The 20,939-nt window shown below is 33.6% G+C and carries 22 protein-coding genes; 12 read left to right on the forward strand and 10 right to left on the reverse strand.

Annotated elements, in window-relative coordinates; genetic code table 11:
* The first annotated feature begins 2 nt into the window (after window positions 1-2).
* Together TD18_RS07365 and TD18_RS07370 are read left to right on the forward strand one after the other, a co-directional pair.
* The gene (locus tag TD18_RS07365; protein WP_040250708.1) at window positions 3-452 is read left to right on the forward strand and encodes a sterol desaturase family protein; all 450 of its coding nucleotides are present in this window, start codon (window positions 3-5) and stop codon (window positions 450-452) included.
* Window positions 453-467: 15 nt separating this feature from the next.
* Window positions 468-1,613, forward strand: coding sequence for a lycopene cyclase family protein (locus TD18_RS07370; RefSeq protein ID WP_040250711.1), 1,146 nt, complete (start codon window positions 468-470; stop codon window positions 1,611-1,613).
* On the opposite strand, the gene TD18_RS07375 is transcribed toward TD18_RS07370, so the two are convergent.
* The 5 genes from TD18_RS07375 to TD18_RS07395 all read right to left on the reverse strand — a co-directional run bounded on the left by TD18_RS07375 (window position 1,600) and on the right by TD18_RS07395 (window position 7,821).
* Window positions 1,600-2,181, reverse strand: coding sequence for a TlpA family protein disulfide reductase (locus tag TD18_RS07375; protein ID WP_241480654.1), 582 nt, complete (start codon window positions 2,179-2,181; stop codon window positions 1,600-1,602). The genes TD18_RS07370 and TD18_RS07375 overlap by 14 nt on opposite strands.
* Window positions 2,182-2,264: 83 nt before the next feature.
* A complete protein-coding gene (locus TD18_RS07380; protein WP_152611334.1) occupies window positions 2,265-3,347 on the reverse strand; it encodes a hypothetical protein in 1,083 nt (360 codons plus the stop codon).
* Between the two features lie 73 nt (window positions 3,348-3,420).
* Window positions 3,421-4,092: a Crp/Fnr family transcriptional regulator gene (locus TD18_RS07385; protein WP_040250715.1), complete on the reverse strand. Its 672-nt coding sequence runs from the start codon at window positions 4,090-4,092 to the stop codon at window positions 3,421-3,423.
* Window positions 4,093-4,212: 120 nt separating this feature from the next.
* On the reverse strand, window positions 4,213-6,483 hold the full coding sequence (locus tag TD18_RS07390) for an aconitate hydratase (protein ID WP_040250717.1): 2,271 nt from the start codon (window positions 6,481-6,483) through the stop codon (window positions 4,213-4,215).
* Window positions 6,484-6,684: 201 nt separating this feature from the next.
* On the reverse strand, window positions 6,685-7,821 hold the full coding sequence (locus TD18_RS07395; protein WP_040250719.1) for an acyltransferase family protein: 1,137 nt from the start codon (window positions 7,819-7,821) through the stop codon (window positions 6,685-6,687).
* 126 nt (window positions 7,822-7,947) lie between these two features.
* Here TD18_RS07395 and TD18_RS07400 point away from each other — a divergent pair, with 126 nt between their 5' ends.
* A complete protein-coding gene (locus TD18_RS07400; RefSeq protein WP_152611335.1) occupies window positions 7,948-9,090 on the forward strand; it encodes a hypothetical protein in 1,143 nt (380 codons plus the stop codon).
* 32 nt (window positions 9,091-9,122) lie between these two features.
* The gene (locus TD18_RS07405) at window positions 9,123-9,677 is read left to right on the forward strand and encodes an SCO family protein (protein ID WP_052461083.1); all 555 of its coding nucleotides are present in this window, start codon (window positions 9,123-9,125) and stop codon (window positions 9,675-9,677) included.
* Here TD18_RS07405 and TD18_RS07410 read toward each other — a convergent pair.
* Genes TD18_RS07410 through TD18_RS07430 form a run of 5 tightly spaced genes read right to left on the reverse strand, consistent with a single transcriptional unit; the run spans window position 9,674 to window position 15,035 of the window.
* Entirely contained in the window at window positions 9,674-9,862 is a 189-nt protein-coding gene (locus tag TD18_RS07410) for a GldL-related protein (protein WP_040250724.1), read from the reverse strand. The genes TD18_RS07405 and TD18_RS07410 overlap by 4 nt on opposite strands.
* The gene (locus tag TD18_RS07415) at window positions 9,863-10,816 is read right to left on the reverse strand and encodes an AAA family ATPase (RefSeq protein ID WP_040250727.1); all 954 of its coding nucleotides are present in this window, start codon (window positions 10,814-10,816) and stop codon (window positions 9,863-9,865) included.
* Window positions 10,817-10,819: 3 nt separating this feature from the next.
* The gene (locus tag TD18_RS07420) at window positions 10,820-12,277 is read right to left on the reverse strand and encodes a peptidylprolyl isomerase (protein ID WP_040250728.1); all 1,458 of its coding nucleotides are present in this window, start codon (window positions 12,275-12,277) and stop codon (window positions 10,820-10,822) included.
* Window positions 12,240-13,094, reverse strand: coding sequence for a hypothetical protein (locus TD18_RS07425; RefSeq protein ID WP_052461084.1), 855 nt, complete (start codon window positions 13,092-13,094; stop codon window positions 12,240-12,242). The genes TD18_RS07420 and TD18_RS07425 overlap by 38 nt, the downstream gene beginning before the upstream one ends.
* Window positions 13,095-15,035 carry a peptidylprolyl isomerase gene (locus TD18_RS07430; RefSeq protein WP_040250732.1) on the reverse strand — a complete coding sequence of 647 codons (1,941 nt, stop codon included), beginning with the start codon at window positions 15,033-15,035 and terminating at the stop codon, window positions 13,095-13,097. It abuts the gene before it with no gap.
* 288 nt (window positions 15,036-15,323) lie between these two features.
* On the opposite strand from TD18_RS07430, the gene TD18_RS07435 reads away from it, so the two are divergent.
* The 8 genes from TD18_RS07435 to TD18_RS07470 all read left to right on the forward strand — a co-directional run bounded on the left by TD18_RS07435 (window position 15,324) and on the right by TD18_RS07470 (window position 20,936).
* On the forward strand, window positions 15,324-15,779 hold the full coding sequence (locus TD18_RS07435; RefSeq protein WP_040250735.1) for an SRPBCC family protein: 456 nt from the start codon (window positions 15,324-15,326) through the stop codon (window positions 15,777-15,779).
* Window positions 15,772-16,008, forward strand: a complete 237-nt coding sequence (locus tag TD18_RS07440; RefSeq protein WP_040250738.1) for a hypothetical protein — start codon at window positions 15,772-15,774, stop codon at window positions 16,006-16,008. The genes TD18_RS07435 and TD18_RS07440 overlap by 8 nt, the downstream gene beginning before the upstream one ends.
* A gap of 15 nt (window positions 16,009-16,023) precedes the next feature.
* Window positions 16,024-17,883, forward strand: a complete 1,860-nt coding sequence (locus TD18_RS07445) for a hydrolase/aminopeptidase (RefSeq protein ID WP_040250740.1) — start codon at window positions 16,024-16,026, stop codon at window positions 17,881-17,883.
* Between the two features lie 19 nt (window positions 17,884-17,902).
* Window positions 17,903-18,544, forward strand: a complete 642-nt coding sequence (locus TD18_RS07450) for a porin family protein (RefSeq protein WP_160289457.1) — start codon at window positions 17,903-17,905, stop codon at window positions 18,542-18,544.
* 102 nt (window positions 18,545-18,646) lie between these two features.
* Window positions 18,647-19,009 carry a DUF2200 domain-containing protein gene (locus TD18_RS07455; RefSeq protein WP_040250746.1) on the forward strand — a complete coding sequence of 121 codons (363 nt, stop codon included), beginning with the start codon at window positions 18,647-18,649 and terminating at the stop codon, window positions 19,007-19,009.
* Window positions 19,010-19,027: 18 nt separating this feature from the next.
* Entirely contained in the window at window positions 19,028-19,630 is a 603-nt protein-coding gene (locus TD18_RS07460) for a hypothetical protein (protein WP_040250749.1), read from the forward strand.
* 130 nt (window positions 19,631-19,760) lie between these two features.
* Window positions 19,761-20,141: a Rid family detoxifying hydrolase gene (locus tag TD18_RS07465; RefSeq protein ID WP_040251892.1), complete on the forward strand. Its 381-nt coding sequence runs from the start codon at window positions 19,761-19,763 to the stop codon at window positions 20,139-20,141.
* Between the two features lie 12 nt (window positions 20,142-20,153).
* Entirely contained in the window at window positions 20,154-20,936 is a 783-nt protein-coding gene (locus tag TD18_RS07470) for a TIGR02757 family protein (RefSeq protein ID WP_040250752.1), read from the forward strand.
* Window positions 20,937-20,939 lie beyond the last annotated feature (3 nt).

Below are 20,939 nucleotides of genomic sequence, written 5' to 3' on the forward strand. Positions count from 1 at the left end.
TCATGCAAACGGTATTATGGATTCTTGTTTTTTTAGGTGTTTTTTGCACCATGGAATTTATGGCGTGGTTTACTCATAAATACGTCATGCACGGTTTTTTATGGAGTTTACACAAAGATCATCACCATAAAGATCACGATAGCTGGTTTGAGCGTAATGATGCTTTTTTTATTTTTTATGCGGTCGTAAGTATGACGTGTTTTTACTTATGGAGTTACGAAGGTATTTGGTATTGTTTACCAATCGGATTAGGCATTATGGCGTATGGAGCGGCTTACTTTTTAGTACATGACATTTTTATTCATCAGCGATTCAAGATGTTTAGAAATGCCAATAACTGGTACGCAAAAGGGGTAAGACGCGCGCACAAAATTCATCATAAACATCTCGGTAAAGGCGATGGTGAATGTTTCGGAATGTTATTCGTCCCTTTCAAATACTTCAAAAAATAATAGTAAATTTTGTCTATGGCTGAAAGTTCCCATTTCGATTATATCATCATAGGAAATGGTTTAGCAGGTCTTCAACTGGCTTTAAAACTTTCGGAAGATAATTTCTTCAGCACTAAGACAATTGCTCTGATAGATCCATCAGAAAAAAACACAAACGACAAAACTTGGAGTTTCTGGGAAAAAGAATCTTCTCAATGGGATTCTATAATTTCCAAATCTTGGAATAAAGCCTCTGTTTTAACTTCCGAAAAGGACATACAATTAGATCTAAAACCATATAATTATAATACCATCAAAGCTTTAGATTTCTATAAGTACGCTAAAACGAAACTTCAAACGAAAGACAACATACACTTTATTATTGAATCAGTAGTTTCAGTTGAAGAAAATGAAGACCTTTTAGTTACTACAAACAATTCAACTTATTCGGCATCTCACGTATTTGACAGTCGGGTTCCTGAAGAATTTTCAATTCAAAATAACAAAAGCATTTCAATCATTCAGCACTTTAAAGGATGGATCATAAAAACTGAAAACAACTGTTTTGACGATTCAAAAGTAATCATGATGGATTATCGTTTAAAGGATGGCAATCAAACAACGTTTATGTACGTGCTTCCGTTTTCAACAACAGAAGCCCTTGTTGAATTCACCTATTTTACTGAAAATGTAGTTGAAGAGCACATTTACGACAACTTTATCAAAACATATATCAAAGATTATCTTAAAATTGATACTTACACTATCCTTGAAACTGAACAAGGACAGATTCCTATGAGCAACTTTGATTTTTCAAAATTCAATTCAAATAAAATAACAAAAATTGGAACTGGAGGTGGTTGGGTTAAAGGATCCACAGGATATTCCTTCAAACACACTGAAAAAAAAGTCTCAAAAATAATTGAGAATTTAAAGGCAAACCAAAGACCTTCAAGGAATTTATTCAAACAAAAATTTAAGTTTTATGATAAAGTATTTCTTAAAGTTCTAAAAGATGAAAATCATAAGGGCGAATGGATTTTTAAGCAGTTTTATGGTAAAAATTCAATTCAAACCATGTTTCGCTTCCTGGATGAAGAATCTACACTTTTTGAAGAACTGAAGATCATGTGGTCCTTATTTTCTTGGTCGTTCATTAAAGCCTTTTTTAAAACGCTTTAAGTAAATCTTCAATAGTATTTATAACAGCATCATTATTCCAATCTGCTGGACCTGTTTTATCAATCACAATGTGACCATTTTTATCAATAAGAAACGTTCTTGGAATGGACGTCACATCAAATTCGCTTGGATATTTTGTTAACGATTGATAAACGGGAAAACTATAGGCTTTTTTAGACATAAACTTTTTAATAACGGATTGGTCTTCATTCGAAACAAATAAGAATTCAACATCTTTATGATCTTTATAGTTTTGATATAGAGCTTCCAGACTTGGCATTTCGGCAACACATGGTGGACACCAAGTGGCCCAAAAGTTAATCAGAATCACTTTGCCTTTTGAAGTACTAAAGTCATAAGCAACACCTGAACTATCCATTAATTTCCAATTGTAACTCGATACAGCTTGACGCTCATCATCATCTATAGTTGATGGTTTTATAAGTAATACAATCCCTTTATTAATAAAGACTTGAATTGGATGTCTTGTTTGAGGAATAAGAATTAATGCAATAGCAATAATGAAAATGATATTATAAACAGTTGCTTTTTTTGATCTAGCCATCATAAGTGAATTTAAAACAGAAACGCATCATCATAGTCGATAATGCGTTTCAAATCTAACAACAAAACTCTAATTATAAAACTCAATTAGTTTCTTGTGACTGTAATTGAATTTGATAAATGAAATGTTCCAGTTAAGTTATTCGCATTTGTTACTGTTGCAATGTTGGTATCGTTTTCGTAACGTAAGTACCATATTAAGCATACACCAGTTCCTGCAGCATCAAAATCGACTCCTTCTACTGCTTCTAAAGTTGGAGGCGTTCCTAAAATCATTCCGTTAGCATCAGTAATAACCCAAGTTGCATTAGTACCTACTCTGTTATCAGGATTTTCAAAACCAATGCCACTCACCATGTCAGGTGTGCCATCTACTGTGAACATGAATGGGCCACCAGTAAGTACATCTGCATTCGGACCTCTTTCCACTCGAATCGAATTAGACAAACTAAACGTACCTGTTAAATCAGCTGCATTAGTCACTGTCGATAAATTAGTATCATCTTCATAGCGTAAATACCAGATTAAACAAACACCACGTCCCGCACCATCAAAATCGACACCTTCTAACATTTCAACTGAACCTGGAGCTCCTAAAATGTTTAAATTAATATCTGTAATCACAAATGTACTATTCGATCCAACTGCGTTAGGATCTGTTGCAATTCCACTAACATTATCTATATTTCCATCGACAATAAAGTTAAATGGTCCTCCACTTAGTGTTCCTGCATTTGGCACTCCTAATCGGTTAACAGCAATAGAATTTGATAAATCGAAATTCCCTTGAAGGTCATTCGCATTCATGCCTTCTTCTAAGCCTTGTAATCCGTTTTCATAACGTAAATACCAAATTAAACAGGTCCCAACACCTGCGCCATCAAAATTAACACCTTGAAGTGCTTCGTTGGTTGGTGGTAAGCCCAGGATATTGCCTTGATCATCTGTAACCACAAATGTTCTATTTGAACCCACTGCATCTGGATCTGTCGATATTCCACTTACGAAGTCTGGTGTACCATCAACGATAAAGGTAAAAGGGCCTCCTGTTAATGTACCAGCATTAGGAACTATTGGATTTTGAACGAAATTTCCATCGTCATCACTACTGCATGAAGTGGCTATAAAACCTAAAGCCAAAGCTGCAAAAAACATTTTTCTAATCATCATTTATAATTTTAAAGTTTATTTTATGCTTCAAAATTATAGTTTGTATTTATGATTAAATGTTAGCTAGCTAACACTAAGCAATTTTTTTTAAAATTCTGATTTCCTTGCGATTGAAGTTGATATAATTCTCCGCTTTAAGTTCATTAAGAAGAATGTTTAGTGTTGGTCTTGATGTTCCAATTAAAGAAGCTATATCTTTTTGTGTATAAGGATGCTTGATTATGTGATCACCTGTTTTCGGACAATCATAACCATAGTCAGAACAAAGTTCATCTAGAAATTCTATGAGTCTAGTTTTAGTGTCTTTAAATAATAAAAGCTGAAGTCTACGCTCTAGTTTTTTAAATTTTAATCCGATAAACTTATAAACTTTAAAACTAAAGGTTTGATTATTTCGCATTAATTCGTGCATGGTTGTCACACCAATGTGACAAATGGAAGTTTCATTGTCAATGGATTGCGCAAACTCATCGCGTTTATTGTCACCAAGAATGGCTTTCTCACCAAACAATTCACCTTTTGACAAAATGGCTTTTACGATTTCGTCACCATTTTCGTTGTAATAGCCAATTTTAACTTTTCCTTTTTCTATGAGATATACCTTGTTGGCAGAATCCTCTTCAAAGTAGATATAGTCCTTCTTTTTGTAAGCATCAAAATCATGATTACTTTTATATGCTTTGAATTTATGAGGACAAAGCACCTTAAAAAGATTGACATCATCGAAGAACCAAATGGATTGCATTTAGGATTTTTTTTGTTAGATAAAACTAAAGTCGTTATAAAACGATAATACTTACAGAGTTATCATAAAAAAAAGCCCTTGACATCTCAAGAGCTTTTTTATATTTGATAATGCAATTAATTATGCTGCATTTTCTCTTTTAATTTTATTTAAAGCCGAACCTTCATTATACCAGTCAATTTGTGCTTGGTTATACGTATGGTTTACTTTAATAGTGTCAGAACTTCCATCAGCATGAACCACTTCAATTGTTAATTGTTTATCTGGAGCAAACTCATTTAAATCTAAAAAGTTGAATGTATCATCTTCTTGAATTAAGTCGTAATCACTCTCATTAGCAAATGTCAATCCTAACATACCTTGCTTTTTAAGGTTGGTTTCATGAATACGTGCAAAGGATTTTACTATAACAGCTGCAACACCTAAGTGACGAGGTTGCATAGCTGCATGCTCACGTGAAGACCCTTCACCATAATTATGATCTCCAACTACAATTGATTTAATTCCAGCTGCTTTATAAGCTCTAGCCGTATCTGGAACACCTCCATACTCACCAGTTAATTGATTTTTTACGAAGTTTGTTTTCTTTCCAAAGGCATTTACAGCACCTATCAAGGTATTGTTTGCAATATTATCGAGATGTCCACGGAAACGTAACCAAGGACCAGCCATACTAATATGATCTGTAGTACATTTTCCAAAGGCTTTAATTAAAAGTTTAGCACCTGTAATCGAATTTCCAATAGGCTCGAAAGGTGTTAGCAATTGTAAACGTTCAGAATCTGAAGCGACTTTTACTTCAACGCCACTTCCATCTTCCATTGGTGCTAAGTAGCCATTATCTTTTACATCAAAACCTTTTGGTGGTAATTCCCATCCTGTTGGCTCATCTAACATGACTTCTTCTCCATTTTCATTAATTAATGGATCAGTCATCGGATTAAAATCTAAGCGACCAGCAAGTGCAATGGCTGCTGTTAATTCTGGTGATGCAACAAAGGCGTGTGTATTCGGATTACCATCAGCACGTTTCGCAAAGTTTCTATTGAACGAATGTACAATACTGTTTTTAGGTGCATTCTTCGGATCCTCATATCGAGCCCATTGCCCAATACATGGACCACAAGCATTCGTAAATATCTTAGCATCTAGTTTCTCAAAAATTTGAAGAATCCCATCACGTTCAGCAGTGTAACGCACCTGTTCTGAACCTGGATTAATTCCTAACTCAGATTTCATCTTTACACCTTTATCTAAAGCTTGCTGTGCAACCGAAGAAGCACGAGATAAATCTTCATAAGATGAATTGGTACAAGACCCAATTAAACCCCATTCTACTTTTATTGGCCAATCGTTAGCTTTCGCTTTTTCTGTCATTTCTTTACCCACTGTTGTCGATAAATCTGGTGTAAAGGGACCGTTTAATAATGGACCTAATTCAGAAAGATTTATATCTATTACCTGATCAAAATATTGTTCAGGATTTGCATATACTTCAGCATCAGCTGTCAAATATGTTTTGATTTTATTAGCTTCATCAGCAACATCTTCTCGATCTGTAGCACGTAAGTAACGTTCCATAGATTCATCATATCCAAATGTTGAAGTTGTTGCTCCAATTTCGGCTCCCATATTACAGATTGTACCTTTTCCTGTACAAGACATTCCTGTAGCTCCAGGTCCGAAATATTCCACAATAGCTCCAGTTCCTCCTTTAACAGTAAGAATTTCAGCTACTTTTAAGATTACATCTTTAGGAGCTGTCCATCCAGATAATTTACCTGTTAATCTTACTCCAATAAGTTTAGGAAATTTCAATTCCCAAGCCATTCCAGCCATTACGTCAACAGCATCAGCTCCTCCAACTCCAATAGCTACCATACCTAATCCACCAGCATTTACGGTATGTGAATCTGTTCCAATCATCATTCCTCCTGGAAATGCATAATTTTCTAAAACAACCTGATGAATAATACCAGCTCCTGGTTTCCAGAAACCAATCCCGTATTTATTAGACACCGATTCTAAAAAATTAAATACCTCATTACTTGTATTTATAGCATGCTGTAAATCTGATGTTGCTCCATTTTTTGCTTGAATCAAGTGATCACAATGTACAGTCGTAGGAACTGCCACTTTACTTTTACCAGCTTGCATAAACTGTAATAACGCCATTTGTGCTGTCGCATCTTGACACGCTACTCTATCTGGAGCAAAATCTACATAATCCTTACCTCTAGTAAATGCCTTATTTGGTTTACCATCCCATAGGTGTGAGTATAAAATCTTTTCTGAAAGTGTAAGTGGTTTACCAACAATATTTCGAGCTGCGTCAACACGCTCAGCCATATTATCGTAAACTTTTTTAATCATGTCAATATCAAATGCCATATATGTTATTTATAAGAGTGAATATTTGTTTGTTTCCTTGTGGTCAAGGATTGCAAAATTACAAATTTTTAGTCAGATTTAAAAATGTGTAACAAAAAGTGTTAAACACTGAATATAAATCAATAAAAAGCTCTTTTACTGATATAAAAATACATTATTGTTAGTTTTTTAAGATATAAAATAATAAATTAACAATATCACTTATTTAAAATACGATTTAATTTTTGGTGAATCCCTTAAATCGGTCATTGGTTTTTCATAGAAGCGATACACTAAATAAGAGACCACAAAAGTGATCAGCACATAAACTAATAGGTAAATAATTAAATCAAACCCTTCCATTGGTTCCGAAGGAATAAAGTATTTCATTAACTGCATTATAATTGAATAATGAAATACATAAATGGAATAAGATAAAATACTTATGTATGTTATTGGTATTCTAATTGATTTTGGAGCTGTTTTCATGTCACTTAGAAGTGGCAATGTACAAGCAATAGCTAATGATTTTATCACAAAATACCATACATTCCAAAATTGAGGATAATATTCAATAAACCATCCTTTAATAGGTATCAGGAAATTTATTGCAATCAAGACAACAACTCCAAAAGCAAATGCCAAATTCTTAATCTTATACCAAAATTGTGGTTTAACTATTGAAATATATGCAGCTAAAACGCCGTAATAGATGGCATCAATTCTATAAATCACAATCGATTTCACATTGAGTGTCCAATGCCTCATGTGACGAATTGCTTGTTCATGATTATACATCAACTTGGTCAAGACAAACAGTACTAAAATAAAGAGTGTGACTTGCAAGAATAACCTAGGTCGAGAGGCTTTTTTTCTAATAAACAAAACCAGATATAAGAGTAATGGACCTAGAATATAGGCAAATTCTTCTACAGATAAACTCCACGATTCAGGGTAAAACCAAGGCAATTGTGTACTAAAATTATGAAGAAAAAAACCATACTTCCACAATTGATCTGGTAGCTGACTTCCTATGTAAATAGCCACCAAAATATTGATAACCAGAGTGAGGTAATAATTTGGTAAGGTTCTAAACCAGCGTCTCACCCAAAAATAGGTTACCTCTTTAAAACGGAATGCTTTTGAGACATACATTTTGTATAAAATTCTTCCGATTAAAAAACCGCTTAATACAAAAAACACATCAACACCTAAAATCCCACCTATACTAAACAACTTTCGGGTAATTCCTCTCATTTCAGGAGTAATCCAAAGCGTATGCGAACACATGACCATAATAATGGCTATAGCTCTCATGAGGTCTAAGCCAAAAATTCGTTTTTCATAATCTATTCGCATCAAAAAAAGCCTTAGTTTTGTTTAGGTAGTAAAATAAAAAAATGAGATCCCACTTTTTACTGGGATTAGTTCAATTTGCAATTGTCAACATGCCTTTTAGGCGTCTCAAAATTGAATTTCACTAAAATGAAGTCCAAAATACTAAAATATACATTGTGGTTCATAGTTTTATTAACTATTGTTGGAGGCATCTACTATTTAAAGTTACCAAACAGACATAAAGCCATTGTTAAAACCAAGCTTTATCATGGATTCGGTATTGTTGATGGGCAATGGAATATTCAAAGCAACGATTCATCAATTAGTCTAATAACACCTACTTTGGTTATCGACAACATTTACAAGTCAATGGAAGGTCCAAAAGTAGTGCGTACTTTTCAGTTGGATGCTACCAAAAATGAACTGGTTTGGATAACTTCTTTTGAAACCAAAGCCTTGAGCACCAATGAAGTTGATCAGCTTTCTAATGATTACATCTGTCATACAAATATTGATTTATACGAAGGCGAGCATTATTCAAGATGGCAACTTAACCACAGAATTGGTGAGCAATATCCTCGTTTAACCTCGATGAGTAATGGTATTGAAAGTTATGCCTTTCCTGACGGGTTTGGGTTTCCTGTGTTCACAAATGAAAATTTACTATTGGCTACTCAGTCTTTAAACCATAATATCACAGGTGATCCATTCGACATTAAACATCAGGTAATTATAGGATATAAACCTCATGAGCAAGCCATGAAACCTCTAATGAGCAAAACCGTTTTTGTAATGCTTCCTTATGACTCTGAAAACCCATTTCAAGGTCCTACAGAGAACAATCCTAACATGTGTTTGCCTGTTGAAACGAAAAACCATTCTTACAAAAATGAAAATGGTGAATCACTTTCTGGTCATTGGGTAATTTTCCCAGGAAGGGATACATATCGTTACGATATTACGCATCAACTTCAGTTGAAAGACAGTACAACCATGCATCAAATTGCAACCCATTTGCATCCTTTTGCCGAGCGCTTAGCGTTTAGAGATAAAACTGCAGATGCTACCTTATTTGTTTCAGAAGCTGAAAATTATACTGATAAAATCGGACTTAAAAGCGTGTCTTATTTCTCAAGTACTGAAGGCATCATGTTGTATCCAGATCATAAATACGAATTGGTGCTTGAAACAAATAACACCACAACTATCAATCAGGATATGATGGCAAGTATGTTTGTGTTTTTATATGATAAAGAAATGCATGATAAATTAAAAGCCTACAAACCTTGAGACCTTTTGCCAGTTTAATACTTTTACTTTTTTTGAGTTGTCATACTTCAACCGATAACTTACCAATATTAAGCTATAAGGTAGATGATACTGGACAAAAAAAATTTTACACAATCACATATGATGGGTTTACCAATCAATTAGGTGAAACATTTTCTACGGAACACACAAAAAGCAACATATACATTGCTAATTTTTTTTTCACACGTTGCCCAAGTATTTGTCCGCCAATGCGAAACGAATTAATTTCAATTGCTGAAGAATTTTCAGAAGAACCGGATTTTATGATGATCTCACATACGATAGATCCTGAACATGATTCAGTTTCGGTGTTAAAAGCGTATGGTGAAGCTACTGATATTCCGGAAAGTAAATGGCAATTTTTAAGAGCTTCAGAAGACAAAACAAAACAGCAAGCAGAACTGTATATGACGAATTTTAAACCTCATGAAGACGGTTCAGACTTTTATCATAGTAGTTTTGTTGCTTTAGTTGACAAACAGCAACACATTCGTGGGTTTTATAATATATTGGTTCCTGAGGACGTTGAGCGATTAAAAAATGACATTCAAATCCTGTTGAATTAGTCCATTTTCTTATACATTTTGAAAAGAACAACAATGGTGTAAATCGCTGCAATTGCTTTTACAAGCATTCCAATAGTAAAAATTTGACTTCCGTAAGGCCAATGTTGTATTTTGAATAGTGAACCCACAACAATTAATATAAATCCTATGAGAAATAGTACTATTGCTGGAATAACGGCTTTCATTTAGAATAAACTCTTGATGATTTGCTCATCTGAGATTCCTTCAGCTTCCGCCTTGTAGTTTTTAATAATTCTGTGACGCAAAATTCCCTGAGCTACCGCTTGAACATTTTCGATATCTGGAGAAAACTTACCATTTATCGCTGCGTGCGTTTTAGAAGCGAGAATTAAATTTTGAGATGCTCTAGGTCCAGCTCCCCAATCTACGAACTCTTTTACCAAATCTGAAGCAGTATCAGCGTTAGGACGTGTTTTACTTACCATTTTTACTGCATATTCAATCACGTTATCAGCAACAGGAATACGACGAATAACGTTTTGAAAACCAATAATTTCTTCAGCAGTAAATAGAGAATTAACGGTTGCCTGAATATCTGTTGTTGTTGCTTTTACCACTTGAACCTCTTCTTCAAACGAAGGATATTCTAAATTAATAGCAAACATAAAACGGTCTAATTGTGCTTCAGGTAAAGGATAAGTTCCTTCTTGTTCAATTGGGTTTTGAGTAGCCAGTACAAAATAGGGTAAATTTAATTTGTATTGATGTCCAGCAACAGTTACAACACGTTCCTGCATGGCTTCTAATAAAGCTGCTTGTGTTTTTGGAGGTGTTCTATTTATTTCATCTGCAAGAATGATATTAGCGAATATTGGACCTTTAATAAATTTAAAATGTCTGCTTTCGTCTAAAATTTCACTACCTAAAATATCACTAGGCATTAAATCTGGTGTAAACTGAATACGTTTAAAATCTAAGCCAAGTGCTTGAGCAATAGTATTAACCATCAGGGTTTTTGCCAGACCCGGAACACCAATTAACAACGAGTGTCCTCCAGAAAAAATTGAAATCAATATTTGATTAACAACCTCATCCTGACCAACAATAACTTTGGCAACTTCGGTTTTTAGGGCGTTATATTTTTTAACAAACTGTTCTATTGCAGCAACATCAGACATACTTTATTGTTTTTCTTTTTTTAACCAGTTACTCGTAAATTCACAATCTCTATATTCGCCATTAATCTTAATATACGTATCATTGATTTTCTCTTCCTGCCACTTAGCAATTTCCTGAATCTGTTTATCCTGAAGCGCTAAATTTTTGATTTTAAGGTAATCTTTAGCAAAATTTGCTTCGTGCTCATCAATTCTATCTGTAACCGTTAATAATTTATATTTTACTTCATTAACACGATCCTGATCTTGTAAGACCAAACTGACTTCGTTATCTTTTAAATCCTGAATTTGTCCGTACAATTCCGGATCCATCTTTGTCAGTTCAAAATTAAAATCCTGTGTATATGGGTTAATTAATTGTCCACCATCGTTTTTAGTTTCTTTTTCATCACTAAATTCTTTTGCAGCGGCTTCAAATGTTAATTCCCCAGCAATAATACGTTCCCTTATGGTATTGATTTTATCTTTAGCAGCAGTTTTAGCTTCTTCAGTAACCTTTGGTCTTAGCAAGATGTGTCTAACATCATATTCTTGTCCTCTAATTTTTTCTAACATCACGATATGATATCCGAAATCAGTTTCAAAAGGATCAGAGATTTCACCTTCCTGTAAGGAGAAAGCCACATCTCTAAACTCTTTAACCATTCGAGGCCGCTTCTTATTTAAGGTATATTTACCTCCATCTTTACGAGATGCAATGTCATCAGAATAAAATACTGCTTTGGTAGTAAAGCTTGCCCCATTTTCAATGACATCTGCTTTAAACTCTTTCAGTTTATCAATAACCCTTTGCTTTTCAACCTCAGAAATTTCAGGAATAATAACAATTTGAGCTACTTTCAATTCTGTACCAAAGGTTGGTCGTTCCTCCTCTGGAATGTCATTAAAGTACTCCCTCACTTCCTCTGGAGTAACTTCAATTTCAGAAACTATTTTCCGTTGCATGTCTCCTGCTAACTTAGCATTTTTGTTAAGTTCAAACATTTCATCACGCAAACTTTGTTCACTGTCTTTATTATAGAAAGACAAGAGCTCTTGCATAGTTCCACCTTTGGTTTCCAAAAACGCATTGATTTGTTGTTCGATACTAGAGCGAATCTCTAATTCGTTAATAGGAATACTATCCTGAATAGCATGATGTGCATACAATTTATCTTCTAATAATTTACCAAACAACTGGCAACGCGTGATGTCTGCCGTAGAAACACCTCTAGCCTCAAGCTGAATAAATTCCTTATCTATATCTGAATCGAGCACTACAAAATCACCAACAACTGCTGCAACACCATCAATTTTAACGCGATCACTCGCCATTGATGTGTCTATTTTAGTTTTCGACTCTGTCACCTCATCTTCAATGATTTCTTGTCCTGTAACAAATTGCGCACAAAGCACGAAGGCCATAGCGACTATAAGTTTTGAATTATTTATAAATTTCAAATTGTTTATTTTTAATAGCATCTTTGGTAATATCTTTTTCAAGCTTTTTGATAAGCTCTAGTTTTCTTTTATTGATGATTATCTGATCAATCGTAGGTTTTACATAGTCTAAAGGCGCTGTATCGTTCTGAAACAAAACATCTTTAATTTGCACCAAATATAGGTCTAATGAATCTTTGAGTTGTATAAAATTAGATTTTTTTAACAGTTCTTTTTTATTATCTGAGTTTACTGCCGGAATTTTGTTTACAATCTGTGACGTCTGTATCCATAAGGAGTCGTTAAGTGAATACGATTTGAATTGAACGGAAATCGAATCCAGAAATCTTTTATCCTCATCATTAAATCGCTTGAATTTCTCTTTGATTTCCTCTTCATTAATAGCATTATTAGGTAGTGTAATATACCTGAACCTTACCAACTCTTCGTTGAGTTTAAAGGTTTCTTTATTGGCTTCATAAACCTCCTGAGCCTCATAATCATTAATAACGGTATCAATACTCTTTTTTACCAATGCTTCAAGATATGCTTTGGTATACAGGTCTTTTTTGTATTGTTCAACGAGCTTTTCAAAATTCTCTTGTTTCTCTTCAGAAAGGTTGCGTTCTGCACCATCAACAAGAAGTAATTGTGTTGCCCAACGATTTATAAACCCATTGACAACAAATGTACTGTCTTCTTTAGAAACACCTTCACCTACTAGCGCTTTAATATCGTCTTCATACAAATACGATTCATTAACTCTAGCTACAGGAACCCTATCGTCAGTTGTTTTAAAAAAACTGCATGACGATACTCCAAAGGCACATGATATGACTATGATATACTTTTTGAACAATTAGTTTAGTATTTGTGATTTTACCTTTTTAAGAACTTTAGAATTTACGTTTACCGTGTAACGTTGGTTAAGCGACTTGATCCAATCATCTTCTATTTGATTCTGGTAATCACTAACAACTTTACCTCTGGCTGAATCTAGGGTTTTATAGCTTTTAGAAATTACATCTTTAACCAAAATGACGTGAAACGAATCGTTATGCTTATAAATTTTTGATATTCCTTTTTTAAATTCAAAGTCTTCTGGTAAAGTTTGATCTCCCAATTCAAAGATACCACTGGTAGAAATTATGTTCTGTGCATCTTTGCTATTGAGATTGGTATTTATATCGTCTACAGATTTACCTTTATTCAAAAGATCAACTGCTTTTTCTACATTTTTTTTGTTGGCTGAAGAAAAGATAACTGCATCTACTCTATCGTTCCACATGTAATCATCCTTATGTTTTTCATAAAAGGCCTTTAAACCAACTGTATCTTTTGATGCAGCATTCCATACTTGTTTTTCCATAAGCTCAAACAAAAGCAAGCCATCTCTGTATTCTTTTAGAACATGTGCAAATTCTTCATTCTCAAACTCTAAATTCTCGCGATTATATTGTATGATTTGATCTTCTTTAAATTTATTATAAACACCACTAACTAATGCATTTGCACTCATGGTCTTGTTAGCATAGTTTCTCTGATTTTTAAACAAATGCTGTGCAAAATCACCATAGGTAATCGTGCTTTTACCTATGGTCATGAAGGCTTTATCATTATCTAAATCTTCAGGAACTATCCAAGCTTGCTTAAAGTAACTATCATTAATAGTATTTTCAAAGTAAATCAAAGCCTCTTTGTTATCGACCACTTTATACTTTTCATTAAGCTTTTTTGCTAATGCCGAATTAATTAATTGCGAACGAGAATCACGTCTCACTTTATTTTCAAATACCGCTTTAACATCTTCATAAGGTTGTGTATCCTTTTTGCTAATCAATTTCACGATATGCCAGCCAAAATCTGTTTTAAACGGTGTGGATACCTCATCTTTATTTTTAAGGCTGAATGCAACATCCTCAAATTCCTGAGAACCTAGTTGTCCACCTGTAAAAGGAGCTAAAACGCCTCCCTTAGCCGAAGAGCTTTTATCATCTGAAAATTGTTTCGCTAAAGATTCGAATTTTTCGCCTTGCTTTAGTTTCTGATAAATTTCTTTGATACGAGTTTCAGGATTTAACAGACTGTCTTTCTGGTTATTTGCTACCATGATATGTGCAACAGTAACTTCTCCTAGTGACGGACGCTTATCTGTTACATTTACAATATGAAATCCGAAACGTGTTCTAAACGGCATAGAAACCTCTCCGACTTTGGTATTAAAAGCAGCTGTTTCAAAAGGATATACCATTTTAAATGCCGAAAAGTAACCTAAGTCCTCAGCAAAAATAGTTTTACCATCATGTACTTCTTTTTGAACTGGAGCATAGCCCTCTTCAAGAATTCGATCACGTAATTCTAATAATCTGTTATAGACTTGAATTGTATCTTTTTCATTTTCTTCTATTCTAATGAGAACGTGAGAAGCTTTAACATCCATCGTAGATCGATCATAAGCTTCTTTAACAAGAGCCTCAGTCACTTCACTATCAGACATATAATTCTTAGTCAATTGCGATTTATAATTGGAAAACTCTCTTATATACTTGGCGTCTTTATCAAGTTCAAGACGCTTAGCTTCTTTCACTTTTAATTGATAATTAATGAAAAGTTCAAGATAGGCATCGACATCTTTTTGTGATTCGTCTTTCACTAAATCTAAATTCTTGTTATAAACTCTAATAAATTCTGAAGCCATAACAGGCTCATCATCAACTGTAAACAATACATCATCTTTGTCAATTTGTGAAAAAGCAGTAATTGAAAAGCAAAATAAAATTGCGGTAATAAGGTATTTCATTGTTTTGTAATTATGAATTAAATGTTGAATACGATTGAAACAAAGTTCAGCAAAAATAACACAAATAAGAGATTTAACAAGATGCTTTTTTCTAAACGTTTCTCAGACCAATTTAGTATCTTCTAAAAGTTCTTAAAATGTTGATTTGTAAAAGTAAGCCTGCATAAGACGATTACAATCATCCGATATTACTTACCAATCAACTAAAACAGGCATTTAAAGTATATGTTCCGTGTTTTTATTTTAAAAAAAGACAGTATCTTTAGAGTCTTAAATTAATCCCTCGTAATGCTTTATACTACAGAAATTATAGTTAAAGTCCCTCTTGATGTATTTGTCAATAAAATGAATAACATCGACAACCTGAAACATTGGCAAAGAGGACTTAAGTCTACCGAACATATTTCAGGTAATCCAGGAGATTTAGGTTCAAAAATTAAACTCAATTATCAATTTGATAAACGAAAAATGGAAATTATTGAAACAATTACAAAAAGTAATTTTCCAAAGGAGTTTCATGCAACCTATGCAACAAAAGGCATGAATAATATTCAAAAAAATTATTTTTCCGAAACATCAGATGGTCATACGAAATGGATTTCAATAAATGAATTTACACCACTTAGTTTTTCAATGCGGATTATGCTATTTTTAATGCCAAGTGCCTTCAAAAAACAATCGTTAAAATATATGCAGGATTTTAAAAATTTTGTTGAAAAAGGAACCTCTGTAGCCAATGCGTAAACTAAAACTCATCTGGGATTTTCGTGGTCCTAACGCATTAAAGACTGCTGAACATCATACTATTCACCTAAAAGAATACGTTTCAATTGAAAAATTAAATATAGACATCACTGGTTTCGAAATTTTAAGTGATATGCATGCCATTGCATTTATGGTTGTAGATGAACAGGATATGAAACCTATTAGAGATGCTTTAAAACCTCATAGAGGACAACTATATCAAGAATAATTTAACACCTTTATAATGATTAAAATTAAAAAAGTAGCACTTTTTACACCATTACTATTTGTCCTATTTTCAAGTTGTAAAACTGAAAGCAAAGACCAAAAACAAGTTGTGAATTATGCTGAAGAATTACATTCATATGCTCAGCCTAATAAAAGCGTCATCAAGCATTTAAACTTAGACATTACTGTGAATTTTGAGGATCAAGTCATAGATGGCGTGGCTACGTATACTATTGACAATAACAAGGCTTCTGAAATCATTTTAGATTCAAAATTTTTAGATATTGTTAAAGTTGAAGCTGATGGTAAAATTACCGAATATGAACTGGGTGAAGTTAATGAACAATTAGGACAACCATTGACGATTCATATTACCGAAGATACTAAAACCATTTCTGTTTACTACAAAACAACGAATAAAACGGAAGCCTTACAATGGCTAAGTCCGCAACAAACTGCAGATAAAACACATCCATTTCTTTTCACTCAAGGGCAAGCGATTTTAACACGAACATGGATTCCAATTCAAGACAGTCCACAAATTCGAATTACTTATGATGCAACGGTTCGTGTGCCAAAAGAATTAATGGCAGTCATGAGTGCTGAAAACCCAAAAACCAAGACAGTAGATGGTGTTTATTCATTTAAAATGGAACAACCCATTTCGCCTTACTTAATTGCGCTAGCTGTTGGTGATATTGAGTACAAAGCTGTGAGTGAACGAACAGGTGTTTATGCTGAAAAATCGATGATTGACAAAGCTCATTATGAATTTTCAGATATGGAAAAAATGGTTGTTGCTGCCGAAAATTTATATGGCGATTACGATTGGGACCAATTTGATGTGATTGTCTTGCCGCCTAGTTTTCCTTTTGGAGGCATGGAAAATCCACGTTTGACGTTTGCCACTCCAACCGTTATTGCTGGTGACAGAAGCTTGACATCTTTAATTGCACATGAACTTGCGCATTCGTGGTCTGGAAATTTAGTAACCAATGCAACATGGAATGATTTCTGGCTCAATGAAGGCTTTACAGTGTATTTTGAAATTCGAATCATGGAAGCGCTCTACGGAAAAGACAGAGCTAATATGATAGCGTTAATTGGCAGACAAGACTTAGATGACGAAATTGAAAGTTTCAAGAATGAACCAAATCGTACAAAACTAAAACTGGATCTTAAAGGCAAAAATCCCGACGATGGCATGAACAGCATTGCCTACGATAAGGGATATCTGTTCTTAAGAACTTTAGAAGAAACTGTAGGTCGCGACAAATTTGACGCTTTTTTAAAGGATTATTTTAAAACGCATGCATTTTCAACCATTACAACTGAAAAGTTTATCGATTACATCAATACCAATCTTTTAGAACCAAATAAGGTCACCTTCAATACTGAAGAATGGATTTACCAGCCAGGAATTCCTTCAAACCAGGCAATCATAAGTTCTGATAAGTTCGCGAACGCTGAAAAAGTACTAAAACAATTTTTGTCTAACGATACCATTGATGCATCAATCACCAAAGACTGGACAACTTTAGAATGGGTTCATTTCATTAGAAATTTCCCAGATACAATGACAACAGAAGATATGGCACGCATAGACAAGGCATTTGATTTAAGCAACGCTACAAATTCACACATTGCCATGGTTTGGTATGAACAAGCCATCAATAAGGATTATCATGGCAATAATGTCGATCAAAATATTGAAGATTTTTTGATTAGAGTTGGTAGACGTTGGTATGTAAACACACTTTTCAAAGCATTTAAAAATAATGACAAAATTGATGAAGCCATAGCTATTTATGAAAAATCTAGAGGCAACTATCACTCGGTTACTGCCAGTACAATTGATGAATTATTGGGCTTATAATTTTAATACTCTATCAAAAATGCAATTATTCAAATCTCTAATAATTCTTTTATTTCTGATAATTTCCTTTTCAGCTCAAGGACAAAATGATGGTAACATTAATCAGTTCGGACTTAAAGCTGGAATAAATTCTTCAAAATATACTCCAAGTACAGTGTTGACAGATTATAATAACCATATAGGTTTCTACGCTGGTGTATTTTATGAATTACGACTAGATGAACGATTCAGCTTTAAACCTGAATTATTATTTTCTTTGCAAGGAAGCTCTATTACGCATAAAGATATTCAGATTAATAATGGAAACTTACCCTTTTACGTGGAGCCTTATGACTTTGATTTTGAAGTCTATGATTATGTTGTAGCAATTCCTCTAACAATTAAATATCATTTAATTAAAGATTTATATCTTGGAGCTGGACCTCAATTTAATTTTATAATAGATCAAACGTTTCAAACTGATCAACAACTTTTAGATGGTACAGGTTTTGGACGTATTTACGAAGATGGTGAGAATTTTGAATTTGGGTTTCATCTGGTCTTAGGTTATGATATCTCAAATACGATTTCATTTCAAGTTGGCGCTTTTTCAGCTGTTGGAAATAGAAATAACGATGCTAAATCCTTTGTTTTAAATTCAGGTTTAGAGTTTAAATTATAGCATATTGTTTGATCTGGGCTTATTTATTGTAAATTCATTATTTTAGTTATTATCAACTAGCATTCAGGAATTAATACGCCTGACTATTCAAACTACCATGATATGAACACAACACCTGAACACAACGAGCGTATTGCACAAATGACCTTTGGATCAGTCTATCCACATTATGTCACTAAAGTTGAAAAAAAAGGACGAACTACAGATGAACTTCACCAAGTGATAGAATGGTTAACTGGTTTTGATGAACAGCAACTCAAACAATTCATTGATGAAAAAGCTACATTTAAAACTGTTTTTGCAAAAGCAAACTTAAATCCTAATGCGCATTTAATTAAAGGGGTTATTTGTGGTTATCGCATTGAAGACATCGAAAATACACTGACACGACAAGTGAGGTATTTAGACAAATTGATTGATGAACTTGCTAGAGGCAGAAAGATGGAAAAAATATTAAGAGAATAATTACAAAAGATATAACGCATGACATGGATTGAAAAACTACTTGGAGCCTTAATCATTATCGTGATGGTAACTCGTTTGATTTTTCCGTTTGCGTATTCTTCGATTGTAATAACGCTATTAATGCTCATATTAAGTATGTTATACTTTTGGTTTGGATTTGCTATACTTAACAATATTAGATTCAGACATATATTTAAAAATAAATTCTATAAAGATATCAGTGTACTACGAATATTAGGAACAATCGTAACTGGATTTGTTTTATCATTAGTCATTATTTATGCTTTATTTAAGTTTCAAAGATGGCCATACGGCAACATTGGTTTACGCATCTCGCTTTGTGGCTTATTGATAATTGCCATCGTTGTTTTTATGAAATATTTGAGTTCAAAACATCAATTTTATTCTAATTTCTTAATCAGATTGTTTCTAATTGGAATTCTAGCAACATCGCTTTATTTTGTTTCTTCCGAAACACTTTTAGAACTGCAACATAGAGATTATCCTGAGTATGTTGAAGCTGAAAAGAATTTAATGAAAGACCCACAAAATAGAGAGTTACTACAAAAAGCCAATGAAGAACGACAAAAAATGGATCTGAACAGCAGTCATAAAAATTAAAAAATGAGCAATTCTACATTGCTACTATAGCATAATCTGTTTCAATTCATAATCTAACAGCACTTACCCTAACCCATTTATTGGTTAATTTTCATTAATTTCGTTGAAGAAATCTAAAAATGCGCTCAATTTGAAAACAATCATAAACACATCCAAAGCTCCTGCTCCGATCGGACCTTATAATCAAGCAGTTTTAACTGGAAACACTTTATATACTTCAGGTCAAATTGCTATAGATGCTGAAACAGGAGCGCTTGTAATGGACAATATTCAGGTTGAAACTAAGCAAGTTATGGAAAATCTGAAAGCCGTTTTAGAAGCTGCAGAAATGACGTTCGAAAATGTGGTTAAAACATCCATTTTTATCAGTGATATGCATAATTTTTCCCAAATAAATGACGTGTATGCTCAATATTTTGATACTGATTCTGCTCCTGCACGTGAAACAGTTGAAGTTGCTAATCTTCCAAAATTTGTTAATGTTGAAATTAGCATGATTGCTGTTAAGTAACTATATCATATTTTGGCAAAGACTTTAAAATTATCCAAAAAAGAACTCAAAGAATTTCTTGACGCTAAAGTCGAACAGTACAATCACCCTAAATTTATAGAGAGTGATCCAATACAAATACCACATCAGTTTTCTAAAAAAGAAGATATTGAAATTTCTGGATTTTTGACGGCTACAATTGCATGGGGAAATCGTAAAAGCATCATCAATAATGCGCACAAAATGATGCAACTTTTGGAGCAATCACCATACGATTTTGTGATGAATCATCAAGAATCAGATTTAGAGAAATTAACCAATTTTGTACATCGTACGTTTAATGGTGACGATTTTGCTCAGTTTATACGCAGTCTTAATCATATTTATAAATCTCACAATGGTCTTGAAGCTGTATTTTCATCAACTAAGGAAACGCAATCGCTTCAGAATGCCATCCATAAATTCAAAACCCTTTTTTTTGAAATTGAACATCTACCCAGAACACAAAAACATGTAAGCGATCCTTTAAAAAATTCAGCGGCAAAACGTATCAATATGTATTTACGCTGGATGGTACGGCAAGATCAAAATGGTGTGGATTTCGGTATATGGAATTCGATGAGTCCATCACAACTATCTTGTCCCTTGGACGTTCACTCTGGAAATGTTGCTCGAAAACTGGGCTTACTAAAACGCAAACAGAATGATGGCAAAGCATTATCTGAATTAGACAATGCCTTAAGAAAACTAGATGCTCAAGATCCTGTTAAATATGATTTTGCCCTATTTGGCTTAGGTGTTTTTGAAGGCTTTTAAAAG

It is taken from the genome of Psychroserpens mesophilus, from assembly GCF_000826645.1.
GTDB lineage: Bacteria > Bacteroidota > Bacteroidia > Flavobacteriales > Flavobacteriaceae > Psychroserpens > Psychroserpens mesophilus.

Bases quoted from the DNA above. Each gene is read 5' to 3' on its own strand.
- TD18_RS07440 (WP_040250738.1), top strand. From the start codon at position 15,772: ATGCGTAAACTAAAACTCATCTGGGATTTTCGTGGTCCTAACGCATTA.
- TD18_RS07380 (WP_152611334.1), bottom strand. From the start codon at position 3,347: ATGATGATTAGAAAAATGTTTTTTGCAGCTTTGGCTTTAGGTTTTATA.
- TD18_RS07365 (WP_040250708.1), top strand. From the start codon at position 3: ATGCAAACGGTATTATGGATTCTTGTTTTTTTAGGTGTTTTTTGCACC.
- TD18_RS07420 (WP_040250728.1), bottom strand. From the start codon at position 12,277: ATGCTATTAAAAATAAACAATTTGAAATTTATAAATAATTCAAAACTT.
- TD18_RS07385 (WP_040250715.1), bottom strand. From the start codon at position 4,092: ATGCAATCCATTTGGTTCTTCGATGATGTCAATCTTTTTAAGGTGCTT.
- TD18_RS07445 (WP_040250740.1), top strand. From the start codon at position 16,024: ATGATTAAAATTAAAAAAGTAGCACTTTTTACACCATTACTATTTGTC.
- TD18_RS07375 (WP_241480654.1), bottom strand. From the start codon at position 2,181: ATGATGGCTAGATCAAAAAAAGCAACTGTTTATAATATCATTTTCATT.
- TD18_RS07390 (WP_040250717.1), bottom strand. From the start codon at position 6,483: ATGGCATTTGATATTGACATGATTAAAAAAGTTTACGATAATATGGCT.
- TD18_RS07460 (WP_040250749.1), top strand. From the start codon at position 19,028: ATGACATGGATTGAAAAACTACTTGGAGCCTTAATCATTATCGTGATG.
- TD18_RS07435 (WP_040250735.1), top strand. From the start codon at position 15,324: ATGCTTTATACTACAGAAATTATAGTTAAAGTCCCTCTTGATGTATTT.
- TD18_RS07415 (WP_040250727.1), bottom strand. From the start codon at position 10,816: ATGTCTGATGTTGCTGCAATAGAACAGTTTGTTAAAAAATATAACGCC.
- TD18_RS07395 (WP_040250719.1), bottom strand. From the start codon at position 7,821: ATGCGAATAGATTATGAAAAACGAATTTTTGGCTTAGACCTCATGAGA.
- TD18_RS07430 (WP_040250732.1), bottom strand. From the start codon at position 15,035: ATGAAATACCTTATTACCGCAATTTTATTTTGCTTTTCAATTACTGCT.
- TD18_RS07370 (WP_040250711.1), top strand. From the start codon at position 468: ATGGCTGAAAGTTCCCATTTCGATTATATCATCATAGGAAATGGTTTA.
- TD18_RS07410 (WP_040250724.1), bottom strand. From the start codon at position 9,862: ATGAAAGCCGTTATTCCAGCAATAGTACTATTTCTCATAGGATTTATA.
- TD18_RS07400 (WP_152611335.1), top strand. From the start codon at position 7,948: ATGAAGTCCAAAATACTAAAATATACATTGTGGTTCATAGTTTTATTA.
- TD18_RS07455 (WP_040250746.1), top strand. From the start codon at position 18,647: ATGAACACAACACCTGAACACAACGAGCGTATTGCACAAATGACCTTT.
- TD18_RS07450 (WP_160289457.1), top strand. From the start codon at position 17,903: ATGCAATTATTCAAATCTCTAATAATTCTTTTATTTCTGATAATTTCC.